The sequence below is a fragment of the Rhodococcus sp. 320_ES genome (assembly GCF_059691855.1).
Genome location: NZ_JCAWAG010000001.1, coordinates 102,492 through 114,770 on the forward strand (window position 1 = coordinate 102,492; position 12,279 = coordinate 114,770).

The 12,279-nt window shown below is 66.8% G+C and carries 14 protein-coding genes; 8 read left to right on the forward strand and 6 right to left on the reverse strand.

The genetic code is table 11. The features are described 5' to 3' along the window. Positions 1 to 19: 19 nt before the first annotated feature. The 3 genes from AC59JP_RS00450 (at position 20) to AC59JP_RS00460 (ending at position 2,657) form a co-directional block, all read left to right on the forward strand. On the forward strand, positions 20 to 538 hold the full coding sequence (locus tag AC59JP_RS00450; RefSeq protein ID WP_497323661.1) for a VOC family protein: 519 nt from the start codon (positions 20 to 22) through the stop codon (positions 536 to 538). Positions 539 to 661: 123 nt separating this feature from the next. Beyond that, on the forward strand, positions 662 to 1,852 hold the full coding sequence (locus tag AC59JP_RS00455; RefSeq protein ID WP_497323662.1) for a 4-hydroxybenzoate 3-monooxygenase: 1,191 nt from the start codon (positions 662 to 664) through the stop codon (positions 1,850 to 1,852). A 49-nt stretch (positions 1,853 to 1,901) separates the two neighbouring features. Then, on the forward strand, positions 1,902 to 2,657 hold the full coding sequence (locus AC59JP_RS00460) for an IclR family transcriptional regulator (RefSeq protein ID WP_497323663.1): 756 nt from the start codon (positions 1,902 to 1,904) through the stop codon (positions 2,655 to 2,657). On the opposite strand, the gene AC59JP_RS00465 is transcribed toward AC59JP_RS00460, so the two are convergent. Beyond that, positions 2,651 to 4,654, reverse strand: coding sequence for an amidase (locus tag AC59JP_RS00465; RefSeq protein ID WP_497323664.1), 2,004 nt, complete (start codon positions 4,652 to 4,654; stop codon positions 2,651 to 2,653). The two genes, AC59JP_RS00460 and AC59JP_RS00465, sit on opposite strands and share 7 nt — an antisense overlap. A 96-nt stretch (positions 4,655 to 4,750) precedes the next feature. On the opposite strand from AC59JP_RS00465, the gene AC59JP_RS00470 reads away from it, so the two are divergent. The 3 genes from AC59JP_RS00470 (at position 4,751) to AC59JP_RS00480 (ending at position 8,927) form a co-directional block, all read left to right on the forward strand. Next, positions 4,751 to 5,374 (forward strand): TetR/AcrR family transcriptional regulator C-terminal domain-containing protein, encoded by a 624-nt coding sequence (locus AC59JP_RS00470; protein WP_497323665.1) that lies wholly within the window; start codon positions 4,751 to 4,753, stop codon positions 5,372 to 5,374. Between the two features lie 2 nt (positions 5,375 to 5,376). After that, positions 5,377 to 6,411 (forward strand): agmatine deiminase family protein, encoded by a 1,035-nt coding sequence (locus AC59JP_RS00475; protein ID WP_497324822.1) that lies wholly within the window; start codon positions 5,377 to 5,379, stop codon positions 6,409 to 6,411. 107 nt (positions 6,412 to 6,518) lie between these two features. After that, a complete protein-coding gene (locus tag AC59JP_RS00480; RefSeq protein ID WP_497323666.1) occupies positions 6,519 to 8,927 on the forward strand; it encodes a cytochrome P450/oxidoreductase in 2,409 nt (802 codons plus the stop codon). Between the two features lie 26 nt (positions 8,928 to 8,953). On the opposite strand, the gene AC59JP_RS00485 is transcribed toward AC59JP_RS00480, so the two are convergent. Beyond that, entirely contained in the window at positions 8,954 to 9,511 is a 558-nt protein-coding gene (locus tag AC59JP_RS00485; RefSeq protein WP_497323667.1) for a TetR/AcrR family transcriptional regulator, read from the reverse strand. Positions 9,512 to 9,578: 67 nt separating this feature from the next. On the opposite strand from AC59JP_RS00485, the gene AC59JP_RS00490 reads away from it, so the two are divergent. Beyond that, entirely contained in the window at positions 9,579 to 10,049 is a 471-nt protein-coding gene (locus AC59JP_RS00490) for a nucleoside deaminase (RefSeq protein ID WP_497323668.1), read from the forward strand. Here AC59JP_RS00490 and AC59JP_RS00495 read toward each other — a convergent pair. The 3 genes from AC59JP_RS00495 to AC59JP_RS00505 form a co-directional block, all read right to left on the reverse strand. Next, on the reverse strand, positions 10,018 to 10,209 hold the full coding sequence (locus tag AC59JP_RS00495) for a hypothetical protein (RefSeq protein WP_497323669.1): 192 nt from the start codon (positions 10,207 to 10,209) through the stop codon (positions 10,018 to 10,020). The genes AC59JP_RS00490 and AC59JP_RS00495 overlap by 32 nt on opposite strands. A gap of 8 nt (positions 10,210 to 10,217) precedes the next feature. Next, positions 10,218 to 10,535, reverse strand: coding sequence for a TetR/AcrR family transcriptional regulator (locus tag AC59JP_RS00500; RefSeq protein WP_497323670.1), 318 nt, complete (start codon positions 10,533 to 10,535; stop codon positions 10,218 to 10,220). Between the two features lie 129 nt (positions 10,536 to 10,664). Then, on the reverse strand, positions 10,665 to 11,504 hold the full coding sequence (locus tag AC59JP_RS00505) for a sigma-70 family RNA polymerase sigma factor (RefSeq protein ID WP_497324823.1): 840 nt from the start codon (positions 11,502 to 11,504) through the stop codon (positions 10,665 to 10,667). 80 nt (positions 11,505 to 11,584) lie between these two features. Between AC59JP_RS00505 and AC59JP_RS00510 the strand changes: the two genes are divergently transcribed. Beyond that, the gene (locus AC59JP_RS00510) at positions 11,585 to 11,830 is read left to right on the forward strand and encodes a DUF1059 domain-containing protein (protein WP_497323671.1); all 246 of its coding nucleotides are present in this window, start codon (positions 11,585 to 11,587) and stop codon (positions 11,828 to 11,830) included. Between the two features lie 9 nt (positions 11,831 to 11,839). On the opposite strand, the gene AC59JP_RS00515 is transcribed toward AC59JP_RS00510, so the two are convergent. Next, positions 11,840 to 12,259: a hypothetical protein gene (locus tag AC59JP_RS00515; RefSeq protein ID WP_497323672.1), complete on the reverse strand. Its 420-nt coding sequence runs from the start codon at positions 12,257 to 12,259 to the stop codon at positions 11,840 to 11,842. Between the last annotated feature and the right edge of the window lie 20 nt (positions 12,260 to 12,279).

The following is a 12,279-nucleotide window of genomic DNA, read 5'->3' on the forward strand; positions in this document are numbered from 1 at the left end:
TTCAACTTAAGGAATGACCATGCCGATCCAGCGTCTCAACCACGCCGTTCTTCATGTCCGCGACCTCGACGAGGCCGTGGCGTTCTACACCGACGTCCTCGGATTCCGCGTCAAGATGACGATGGGAACGCAGGCAGCATTCCTGCAGGCCCATGTCAGCACCAACGACCACGACCTCGGGCTGTTCCAGATGGGGCCGGGAGCGCAGCCGAGCGACGCCGGGCGTCGCACGGTGGGCCTCTACCACCTTGCGTGGGAGGTGCAGACCTTGGCGGATCTCGCCGATATTGCACAGAAGCTCAGTGCCGCAGGTGCTTTGGTCGGTGCCACCGATCACGGGTCGACGAAAAGTCTCTACGGCAAGGACCCGAGCGGGATCGAATTCGAGATCGTCTGGTTGGTCCCGCTCGACCTGCTCGACGCCGCAGCTGTCGAAGCGAGCAAGAGCCTGCGGCCGCTCGACCTCCAGGCCGAACTTTCTCGCTACGGAGCGGACACCCCCAGCGGAGTCGGGGTGTCGTCACCCGCCGCGGTGTAGATACTGACGGAGATTCGTCTTTCGCTGAGTGAAAGTGCGCTTGGTCGCGCCGAGCTGCGGCGGCACAGTGAGGAGGACCACAACGCCTTTCGTCGTGGTGACGCTGTAGTCGAGGAGTCGAAAGTGACCACACCACCCGTTCGTACCCGTGTCGGCATCGTCGGTGCCGGACCCGCAGGCCTGATGCTCTCGCATCTGCTACACCTGCGCGGCATCGACTCGGTCGTTCTCGAGGCGCGGACGCGGGAGGACGTGGAAGGCACCATCCGGGCAGGCGTGCTCGAACAGAACACGGTGGACCTGATGGTCGAGACCGGTGTCGGCGACCGCGTCAAGGCAGAAGGCTTCCAACACGGCGGCGTGGAGCTGAGATTCGACGGCCGGGGTCGGCGCATCGACTTCGAGGCACTCACCGGACGATCGGTGACCGTGTATCCGCAGCACGAGGTGCTCAAAGACCTCATCGCCCGTCGCCTGGCCGACGGCGGCGACATCCGATTCGGCGTGTCCGAGGTGGCCGTGCACGATCACCTGACCGAGCGCCCGAGCATCCACTTCGTCGACAGTGACGGCTCCGAGCGGGTTCTCGCCTGTGAGCTCGTGGCCGGATGCGACGGATCGCGAACCGGTACCCGTCATCTGATTCCCGAGACGGTGCGCTCGGACCACTTCCGCCAGTACCCGTTTGCGTGGTTCGGCATTCTGGCCGAGGCGCCGCAGACCTCCGAAGAGTTGATCTACGCCCATCACGAGCGCGGATTCGCACTGTGCAGCACGCGCACCACCGACGTGCAGCGCCACTACCTGCAGGTCGATCCCGAGGACAGCGTGGACAACTGGTCCGACGACCGGATCTGGGACGAGCTGCACGCCCGCGTCGACGGTGACGGTGCCGAAGTCCAGGAGGGGTCGATCTTCTCGAAGTCGATCCTGCAGTTCCGCAGTTTCGTCTGCGAACCCATGCAGCAGGGACGGCTGTACCTCGCCGGCGACTCGGCGCACACCGTGCCCCCGACCGGTGCGAAGGGTATGAACTTGGCCATCGCCGACGTCTACGTTCTCGCGCACGCCATGGCCGAGTACTTCGAGACCGACCGCGACGCCGAGCTGCAGGCGTACTCCGCGACCGTTCTGCCGAGAGTCTGGCGTGCACAACACTTCTCGTACTGGATGACGTCGATGCTGCACACGATGCCCGGTGCGACGAGCTTCGACGTCAAGCGCCAGGTGGCCGAACTCGACACGGTGACGCGGTCCGAGGCGGGACGTACCTTGATCGCAGAGAACTACGTGGGTATCGCGTTCGATCGATGAGCGGCTGCTGTTCTCTGTAACTGCTGCTCTCGGTGACTACTCTCGAGCCATGACGAGCACCCCGCGCAGCATGCTTGCGCGGGCTGCGTCGGTGCTGACGACGTTCGGTGTCGATCACCCCGTGCTGTCCCAGTCCGACATCAGCCGGCGCACGGACCTTCCGCTGCCCACGGTGCACCGAATCTGCAGCGAACTGACCCGGCTCGGCGCCCTCGAACGTCGCGACGACGGCCGCTACCAAGTTGGGGTCCGGTTGTGGGAAGTCGGTTCTCTCGCACCACGATCACGCGGACTGCGGGACGCTGCCCTGCCGGTCATGGAGGACCTGTACGAGGCAACGCACGAGAACGTTCAACTCGTCGTTCTCGAGGGCACCGAAGCGTTGTACGTCGAGCGCATTCACGGCCGCGACGCCGTCCGGCTCAAAGGGCGCGCCGGAGGTCGACTGCCCATTCACGCATCGAGCGGTGGACTCGTTCTTCTCGCGCACGGCGGCGGCGCCCTTCTCGACGCCGTTCTGGCCGCGGGCTTGCCCACACTCGCACGCAACACCGTCGTGACCGAACACGGTCTGCGTCGGTTGCTCGGTGACGTTCGCCGCGACGGGTTCGTCGTGTGCGACCGGCATCTCGACGAGGTGACCGTGGCCGTGGCGGTTCCCCTCACCGACGCCGGTGGCTGTGTCGTCGCTGCCCTGTCGGTCGCCGTCTCGGTCGACTCCGACCCGAAGCCGTTGGTTCCGGCTCTGCGCACTGCCGCACGGGTGATCTCGCGGTCACTGGGGGCGAGACAGTTGCCTCAGTAGGGCGAGCCGTCCGTCGTGGCCGTCGCTCCGGCGACGGCTCCGCCTGCCGAGCGCGCAACGGCGACGATCGACGGTCCGTACGGCCTACGCCATTCACTGTGCGGCGCGTCGTACGTACCCGGCGCGATCGGGACTGCGCCGCATGCATTGATGTCGAGGTCGATTCGAACTCCGTCGACGAACGCTTCGATCTCGTCCGCCACGCCGGCGGTGACCTCGACGGCGAATCGAAGACGATCGCCGTCGAGACGGACCCCGGTGACGGCGACGGTCAGGTCACCGTTCGCGGCGTGCGCCGGCGAGGAGAACACCTGCTCGTCCGTCAGGGCAGGTGTACGCGGCGGCAGAGTCCGCCGCGAGCGAGTGGCCTCGACGGAGCGTGCGAGTCGCAGCAGCACGGTGTCGGCGTAGGCGGGGCCGGCGATCGTCAGGCCCACGGGCATACCGGTGTCGTCCATCGTCCCCATCGGCACGGTCACGGTAGGAATGCCCAGATGGCGGGGGACGAGGTTTCCGTTGGACACCCACACTCCGTTGCGCCAGGCGATGTCTGCCGATGCCGGAGCGGTGTCGGCATCTGCCGGTCCGACGTCGGCGGCAGCGGGGAAGACGACCGCGTCGACGTTGCTGTCCTGCAACCACTGTTCGAAGTCGACCCGCCGCACCTCTTCGAGTCCGCGCATGCCGGCCTCGATCGACGGGATCTCGTCGAACGGTGCCACCCCGTCGGCCGCCCGGCGGACGTAGTCCGCGAGATCGTAGGCGGTGTCGAACGGGAGAACCCCGTACCGATCGGGCAGCGAGCCGGTGGGTACCGGAAAGATCCGGGACGCGTCGGCCTCGGCCAGGCTCCGCAGCCCGGGCTGGTCCACCGAGCGAACGAACGTGTCCATCGCCCACATCGAGAGCTCGCCCAGTTCGCGCCCCGGGAACTCCGCGGGTACGAGCCCGCGGTCGACCATCGTCCGTGAATCGGGATGCAGGCCCTCGTAGTTCTCCACCACGGGAAAGTCGGTCTCGACGATCTCGGCTCCGGCCGCGCGTAGATCGTCGTACATGCTGTGCCACAAGCGCATCACCGACTCGCGCGGGTGGATCGGATAGGCGCTGTTGGGGTCCGTGCCCAGGTAGAGCCGCGGTACCGCGAGCCGAATCCCGTTCAGCGGCAACGGTGGGAGATCGGCGTAGGAATCCGGTCGTATCGCCGACGCAGCCGGTAGGTCGATCCACTTCTGCTGCCGCCACAGATCACCCTCGGTGACCGGATCGTCCGCGACGACGGCATCGAGGAGATGGAGCAGATCGTCCACCGAACGGGTATGAGGCACAACCACATCCATGGTGGGCACCAGCGGCCAGTTACCCCTGACCGAGATCACGCCGCGGGACGGCGTGTACGCGACGAGCGCGTTGTTGGACGCGGGAGCGCGACCGGACGACCACGTTTCCTCGGCGAGGCCGAACGCGGCGAAACTCGCTGCAGTCGCCGTTCCCGAGCCGTTGGACGATCCTGACCCGAACGCGGACGTCAGGAACTCGGCGGAGTACGGGCTCTCGGCGCGACCGTAGAGCCCCCGCTGCATTCCGCCGGCAGCGAGTGGGGGCATGGTCGTCAGGCCCAGGCAGATCGCTCCGGCGGCGCGCAACTGCGCAACGGCGAATGCGTCGTCGTCGGCAACCAGTTCGGCGAAGGCCGGTGATCCACCGGTCACGGGGAGGCCGCGAACCTTGTAGCTGGCTTTGGCGGTGTAGGGGATGCCGTCGAGCATTCCCGTGGTCAGTCCCGATGCCCGTCTCGAGTCGGCGTCGCGCGCCTCGTCGAACGCCGCCGGGTTCAGCACCGGTACCGCGTTGAGAGCGATCCCGGATCGGTCGTAACGGCCGATCCGATTCAGAAAGCGCGCAACGAGTTCGACGCTGGTGACCGCGCCGCGATCGAGCGCACCGCGCAGGTCCTGCACGCTCGCCTCGACGACGGTGAAACTCGGAGAAGTCATGACAGAACTAAAACATACAATGTATGTTTTAGGAATGGGGTCCACCCGTACCGGCGTTCGAAGGAGGCGGCCATCGCACGACCATCACGGGCGATATTGAGTCGAGATCTGATCGCGCGCACCGCCTTGGCGCTGATCGACAAGCAGGGTGCCGACGGTGCCAGCGTGCGCGGCGTCGCGCAGAAACTCGGAGTCAATCCCACCTCGCTGTACAACCACGTGCCGGACCGGGCGGCGATGATCGAAGACGTTCGGGCCCTGGTCTCGGCGCGCATCGATTCGGCGCCGCTGCGCGAATTGGCATGGGAGGACGGGTTGCTCGCATGGGCGCGGTCCTACCGCTCGGCCTTCGCGCGGCACCATCGTGCGGTACCGCTGCTCATGACGACACGCGTGTCGACGCCGGTGCTCTTGGCGGAGTACGAGGATTTCGCCATCGCGGCGGAGACCGCCGGATGGTCGAGCGCGGAGGTGCTCCCGCTGCTGACCGCGTTCGAATCCTTCATCCTGGGAAGCGTTCTGGACATGTCGGGGCCCAGCGTGGTCTTCGACCCGGTGGGTCAGGAAGAGGACTTCCCGCGCCTGGCCGCTGCGTACGACACCCTGGCCCGGGAAGACCCTGCCGACCCCGTGGCCACCCGCGCATTCGAACTGGGCCTGGCGATGCTCGTCGCATCGGCCCGGCCGACCACACGACCGATGTCCGACGAGAGACGGTGACGATGTCCTGGCGCATGCCTTCCGAAACGACTCCCCACGACCGGACGTGGATGGCCTTTCCCCGGGAGGGAATCACGTTGGGCGACTCCGCCGCCGGGCGGGAGGAGTGCTACGCGGCCTGGACGGCCGTCGCGCATGCCGTCCTCGAGTTCGAACCCGTCGGCATGATCGTCGACTCCTCCGAGATCGATCGCGCCCGGCGCATGTTGTCGGCGGACATCGACATCGTGGAGGCGCCGCTCGACGAGTTCTGGATGCGCGACGTCGGTCCGACCTTCGTGGTCGACGACGAACGTCCGGGTGTGCTCGGGGCGGTCGACTGGACGTTCAACGGCTGGGGCTCTCCGGACTGGGCGGAGTGGACCAAGTCGGCGGAGATCGCGCGGGTCGTCGCACAGCGGGTTGGGGCCGAACTGGTCAGCTCGCTTCTCGTCAACGAGGGTGGGGGCATCCACGTCGACGGTGAGGGGACCGTATTGCTCACCGAGACAGTGCAACTCGACCCGCGCCGAAATCCGTACGCCGACAGATCGCGCGTCGAAGTCGAGTTGAGGCGAACCATCGGTGCAACGCACCCGATCTGGCTGCCGTGCGGACTGACTCGCGACTACGACGACATGGGAACCAATGGGCACGTCGACATCGTGGCCACGATTCCGTCGCCCGGCCGAGTGCTCCTGCACGCGCAGAACGATGCGTCCCATCCGGACCACCGGGTCACCCGCGAGGTGCGCGCCGTACTGGACGCCGCGACGGACGCCGCCGGCCGCGCGTGGGACATCGTGGACGTGCCCGCGCCGCCGACGCTGCGGGACGCGCACGGCTTCGTCGACTGGAGCTACGTCAACCACCACGTCGTGAACGGCGGCGTGATCGCGTGTGGCTTCGGGGACGAGGCGGCGGACAGCGTCGCCCGCGACGTCCTGGCGGACGCCTACCCCGGCAGGCGGGTCACGACAGTGGACGCTCGGCCGATCTTCGACCGAGGCGGCGGCATCCACTGCATCACTCAGCAGCAACCTCGACTGCCCGCCTGAGCACGGTTTTCTTTCCGATGCGACAAAAAGTGCCATATTGTCGCCAATAGCGACGTATGCTCCTCTTGTGTCCACGGGGTGCGGATCCCGAGAGAGAGGTCGTCGTCATGGGTGTTCTCGACAAAGTCGTCACCAGAGCGCAGGCAGTGATCCCGATGGAGCGTCAGATCCAGGGTTTGCACCTGTACCAGCGCGCCAAGAAGCGCGTCGTCGGCGACGATCAGCCGCACTTCCGCGAGACCCAGATACCCGACGTGGCGGAACTCGAGCTCACCGACATCGACGTCAGCAACCCGTTTCTGTGGCGTCAGGGGTCGTGGGAGTCGTACTTCAGGAGGCTGCGCGCGGAGTCGCCCGTGCACTACCGGGCAGACAGCGCCTTCGGACCGTTCTGGTCGGTGACCCGCTACGACGACATCGTCACGGTCGACAAGGATTTCGAGACCTTCTCCGCCGAACCGCAGATCATCCTCGGTGAGCCGCCGGAGGGCCTCGACATCGAGATGTTCATCGCGATGGATCCGCCGCGCCACGATCAGCAGCGCGGCGCGGTGCAGGGCGTTGTCGCACCGCAGAACCTGGAGGAGATGGAAGGGCTGATCCGCTCACGGGTCGCGGAAGTCCTCGACGAACTTCCGGTGGGAGAGCCGTTCGACTGGGTCGACCGGGTGAGTGTCGAGCTGACGTCTCGCATGCTCGCGACGCTGCTCGACTTCCCCTACGAGGACCGTCGGAAGCTGGTGGAGTGGACCGATCTGGTGGCGGCGAGTGCGTCGGCGACCGGCGGCGGCACCGACACCGATCAGGCCTACCGAGCGGCTGCGGAGGCAGCGAAGAGCTTCAGCGCGCTGTGGCACGACAAGGCCGCGCGTCTCGCCGCCGGCGAGAAGCCGGGCTACGACCTGATCACGCTCATGCAGCTCTCCGAGGACACCAAGGACCTGATCGATCGACCGATGGAATTCCTGGGCAACATCGTTCTGCTCGTCATCGGTGGCAACGACACCACCCGGAACTCGATGACCGGCGGACTGCTGGCACTCAACCAGTTCCCCGAGCAGTTCGACCGTCTCAGGTCCGATCCGAGCCTGGTGACGAAGATGGTCCACGAGATCCTTCGGTGGCAGACGCCGCTGGCCTACATGCGCCGAATCGCCACTCGCGACACGGTTTTGAACGGTCAGTTCATCCGCAAGGGCGACAAGGTCGTCATGTGGTACGCCTCGGCCAACCGCGACGAGCGCACCTTCGACGACCCCGACAGGTTCGTCATCGACAGGCGAAATGCGCGTCATCACTTGGCGTTCGGGATCGGTACGCATCGATGCATGGGCAGCCGACTGGCGGAGATGCAGCTGCGCATTCTGTGGGAGGAATTGCTTACCCGATTCGACGACATCGAAGTTCTGGACGAGCCGACGCGCGTGCAGTCGAACTTCGTGCGTGGCTACAGCTCGATGATGGTGACTCTCACGCCGAAGGGCGGCGAGCGCCGCGAGCACGGTACGTACCGCGCCCGCCGGCAGACCGAACGTAAGGCCCCTCCTGCGCCACGTCGCGACGCCGCCGAGCGGACCCGGCTCGACGTGCGGGTCTCGCAGCGGCGTACCGCCGCCGAGGGCGTCGTCGAACTGGTGCTCGCCGATGCTGCCGGCGGGACGCTGCCGGCCTGGACGCCGGGCGCCCACGTCGAGTTGACCCTCCGTCCGGGCCTGACCAGGCACTACTCGCTGTGCGGGGACCCGTCGGACGAAAAGTCCTGGACGGTCGCCGTGCTTCGTGAGCCGAACGGCCGTGGCGGATCGGTGCACGTGCACGATCACCTGCAGGGCGGAGCCACGCTCGAGGCGAGGGGACCACTCAACCACTTCGCGCTGGTTCCGTCACCGCACTACCTGTTCGTCGCCGGGGGTATCGGTATCACCCCGATCCGTCCCATGATCGCCGCGGCCGAGGCGGCGGGAGCGACATGGAACCTGGTCTACGTCGGCCGATCCCGATCGTCGATGGCCTTCCTCGACGAGTTCGACGGCGACGACCGAGTGACGGTCTGGGCCAAGGACGAACGCGGAGAGCGTTTCGACCTCGAGACGGTGCTCGGCACCCCGAGCCCGGACACGCTCGTCTACTGCTGCGGCCCGGACGTGCTGCTCGACGCGGTCGAGAACGGCTGTGCCGCATGGCCCGACGGCAGTCTGCATCTGGAGCGATTCGCGCCCAAGACCGTCGACGCACCGGACGGCGCACTCGATTCCTTCGACGTCGAATGCGCCCGCACCGGGGTGACGGTCACGGTCCCCGAGGGGACGTCGATCTTCGATGCGGTCGAGAAGGCCGGTGCCGACGTGATGGGGTCGTGCATGGAGGGGATCTGTGGCACGTGCGAGGCCGACGTCCTGGACGGAACTCCCGACCACCGCGACTCCGTACTCTCGCGCGCCGAGCGTGAGCGCGGGGACACAGTCATGATGTGTGTGTCGCGGTCATTGTCGCGAAAGCTGGTGCTCGATCTCTAGACGGTGAATGTGACTGGGCCGCGGGATCATTGGAACCCGCGGACCACCCGGTCGATGCGGTCGACTGCCTCGTCGACGTCGACGGTCGGTTGCACCAGATGACTCAGCGTCAGCCGCACCACGCAGTCGACCAACGCTTCCGGCGCGCGGTCTCCCACCAACGCGGCGACCGCCGCACTCGCCTGACCCAACACGGCATCGGGGTTGACCGTGACGAGAGCGAGGAGGCCGGAGTCGTGTCCCGGCTGTAGGACGGCCGCGAGGGCCGCGTTGGATCGGCCGTGCTCGAGCACGCCGCGCACGGCGGCCGAGATCCCGTCCTCGAAGCTGTCGGGGTGCGCCGACAGACCAGTGCCCACCAGGTCGAGGAAGCGCACCACCTCGCGGTCCACCACGGCTCGGCCGAGGTCGGTTCGGGTCCCCACCTCCTTGTAGAGGCTTTGCCGGGGGACCCCGGACCGCTTCGCGACCTCGGTCATGCTGAGGCCGTCCCACCCCCGATCGGTGATGATCTCCACCGAGGCGTCGAGCACTCGCTCGAGACGCAGGCCGCGCATTTCGGCGTAGAAGTCCGGCGTGGTCATGGATCGAGCCTAGGGCAGGGGAGCGTCGAATACTGTTGACCACGCACCACTTCGACGGGAGAGCCACATGAACGAGACCGACCTCACCCACCTGCAGCGCTGCGTGGACCTCGCGACGGAGGCCGTCGACGCCGGTGATGCTCCGTTCGGTTCGGTGCTCGTCTCGCAGGACGGGACGGTGTTGTTCGAGGACCGCAACCGCACCGGAGCAGGCGACGCCACGCGACATCCGGAGTTCGCGATCGTTCGCTGGGCGATCGACAACCTCTCACCCGAGGATCGGCGCGACACCGTGGTCTACACGTCGGGCGAGCACTGCGCGATGTGCGCAGCCGCCCACGGACTCGCGGGGCTCGGAAAGATCGTCTACGCCACGTCCACCGAGCAACTGCGGACGTGGATGGTCGAATTGGGCATGCCGTCGCTGGGCATCGTCGGATTGCCGATCACCTCTCTGATCGAGAACCCCGTCGTCGACGGTCCCGTCGCGCAGTTCGCCGAGCCGATCAGGGCGCTGCACGCGCGCCGCGGTCGCTGACCGCGACAGCTCGAATCGAGGAGACCACCGACGTGTCGGGTGCGGCGCCGGTGGTCGCCGCTCCGGCGGCGGCGCCGTCGACTATCCACCTGATCCACGTCGACAGTTCTGCGGCGGGCACGTCGGTGCGTATCTCTCCGGTGTCCCGGCCTGCGGACACGTGTCGCCTCATGAAGTCGTCGATGATCGCGGCCTCGGCGGCCAGAACCTCGGCGACTCGCGGATCTCGCTCGACGGACGACAACCGCCGACGAAAGTCGCGAACGCGGGGTCGGCCATTTCCGCACCCGCCTGATCGGCGTACTCCTCGATCGCCGACAAACCGCTCGTGCGCTGCTCGATGGTGTCGAACGCCTCGCGCAGGTTGGCCACTCCGGTCTCCAGCACGGCGACCAACACGTCGAGCTTGGTGGGGAAGTAGTGGAAGAACGTGCCCTTCTTCGGGGTGCAGTGGCTGTGGACCGCGGGGGCCGGAACCGCTGCCATCTACGTCCTCTACGCAGTCCGGCGCACTCTCCCGGCGTGCATGGTGCTGCATCTGTCGGTGAACGCACCGATCCTGATTCCGACCGTATTATGAATTCCACCCTGACGCCGTAGCAGGACGCCGGCGGATCAGACTCCACCGTTGCGCCGACGTACTCCGGCCAGCACGTCGTCGGCAGCGCGGAACCGCAAGCTGCGCACCCGCCCGGCCTCGATGGTGAAGTCGAACGCGACCATGATCGTGCCGCGGTTGATCCACGCCGCTCCCGGACGATCCTCGACGAACACCGGAAACGCCGCGGCGGCAGCGCCATTGAAGAACGTGGCCACCTGGTCGCGGCCTTCCATCCGGTCGGGCGTGCCCAGCGCGCTCGCCGCAGCATCGGCGGAGACCACCACGTCGGGCGACAGCAGTTCCAGCAATCGCGCGAAGTCGCCCTCCCGTGCTGCGGCCATGAACGCGTCCACGATCTCCCAGTCGGCCAGGGCGTCGCCGGCCGACGCCGGTCGCACCTTGCTCCGGGCACGCGAGGCCAGCTTGCGAGCGGCGACCGGAGTGGTGTCGAGCATCGAGGCAATCAGATCGAACTCGACGCCGAAGCTGTCGTGCAGAACGAAGGCCACTCGCTCGGCCGGCGTCAGTCTGTCGAGCACCACCTGCAGCGCGACGCCGACGGCGTCGGCCAAGATCACGTCGTCGGCAGGGTCGGGTGCGGTCTCCTCGACGTCGATGTTCTCGGCGGGGATCGGCGTGCGCGCCCGTAGTCGGTCCAGGCACAGCCGGGAGGTGACCGTCGTGAGCCAGCCCGCCAAGTTCTCGACCGTGTCGTCGGTGGCGTGCAGTCGAAGCCATGCCTGCTGCACCACGTCACGGGCCGCATCGTGGTCGCCGAGGATTCGCTCGGCAATGCGCTGCAGGCGTGGGCGTTCGGCCTCGAATCCGTCGTGCAGTTGATGCTCGCTCACCATGATGGTCACACTTTCCTCGTCGGGATCGTCATCACTGTGACGCACCGGGACCGGCCGGTGTGACAAGAGAAGGGGAAATCATGAAGACCATGACCTGCAAAGACCTCGGTGGCCCGTGCGACCTGGCTCACCGAGCCGACAGTGCCGACAAGATCATTCAGGCGCAGGACCAGCATCTGAAGGATCTGGTGCGTGCGGGCGACACCGCACACGTTCCCGCCCGCGACGACATGAAGGGCCGTTGGCGCCATCCGAAGAAGTCCCTCGGCTGGTACAACGGCGTCAAGAAGGCCTTCGCCGATCTGCCGGCGGACGACGCGGAGTAGGGCGAGGCGCTACTTCCCGGGGCCGGCGTCGGCGATGTGCTTGGCGGTGTCCGCGCTGCCGGTCTTGATCGCCCGCAGTCGAATTCGATCGTTGACCGCAATGTCGCCGATCCCGGCGGCGCTTTTGTTCTTGGCAACCTTGGTGTTCGCATCGAGGGTGTAGGTGGCGCTGTATCCGTCGACCGACTGCACGGTGACCGAGGTGGCGTCGACCGCGGTGACCGTTCCGTGCTGAACGTCGACGACCTTGTCGCCGTTCTTGGTGTGCACGGTGAACTCAACTTGTTCGACTGCGCGCAAACCGCGGTGATGCTGGCCGGCCGGGGCGTCGGGTGTGGTGGTCTGAGCCGCCGCGATTCCCGCACCTGCCCCGGTCAGGGCCAGTGCCAAGGTGCCGACCGCAACAACGGTTTTCGTGCGCTTGATCATCGGTTTTTCCTCCTGCAATC

Bases quoted from the DNA above. Each gene is read 5' to 3' on its own strand.
- AC59JP_RS00475 (WP_497324822.1), top strand. From the start codon at position 5,377: ATGTCCTGGCGCATGCCTTCCGAAACGACTCCCCACGACCGGACGTGG.
- AC59JP_RS00450 (WP_497323661.1), top strand. From the start codon at position 20: ATGCCGATCCAGCGTCTCAACCACGCCGTTCTTCATGTCCGCGACCTC.
- AC59JP_RS00480 (WP_497323666.1), top strand. From the start codon at position 6,519: ATGGGTGTTCTCGACAAAGTCGTCACCAGAGCGCAGGCAGTGATCCCG.
- AC59JP_RS00505 (WP_497324823.1), bottom strand. From the start codon at position 11,504: ATGGTGAGCGAGCATCAACTGCACGACGGATTCGAGGCCGAACGCCCA.
- AC59JP_RS00485 (WP_497323667.1), bottom strand. From the start codon at position 9,511: ATGACCACGCCGGACTTCTACGCCGAAATGCGCGGCCTGCGTCTCGAG.
- AC59JP_RS00460 (WP_497323663.1), top strand. From the start codon at position 1,902: ATGACGAGCACCCCGCGCAGCATGCTTGCGCGGGCTGCGTCGGTGCTG.
- AC59JP_RS00510 (WP_497323671.1), top strand. From the start codon at position 11,585: ATGAAGACCATGACCTGCAAAGACCTCGGTGGCCCGTGCGACCTGGCT.
- AC59JP_RS00500 (WP_497323670.1), bottom strand. From the start codon at position 10,535: ATGGCAGCGGTTCCGGCCCCCGCGGTCCACAGCCACTGCACCCCGAAG.
- AC59JP_RS00490 (WP_497323668.1), top strand. From the start codon at position 9,579: ATGAACGAGACCGACCTCACCCACCTGCAGCGCTGCGTGGACCTCGCG.
- AC59JP_RS00465 (WP_497323664.1), bottom strand. From the start codon at position 4,654: ATGACTTCTCCGAGTTTCACCGTCGTCGAGGCGAGCGTGCAGGACCTG.
- AC59JP_RS00515 (WP_497323672.1), bottom strand. From the start codon at position 12,259: ATGATCAAGCGCACGAAAACCGTTGTTGCGGTCGGCACCTTGGCACTG.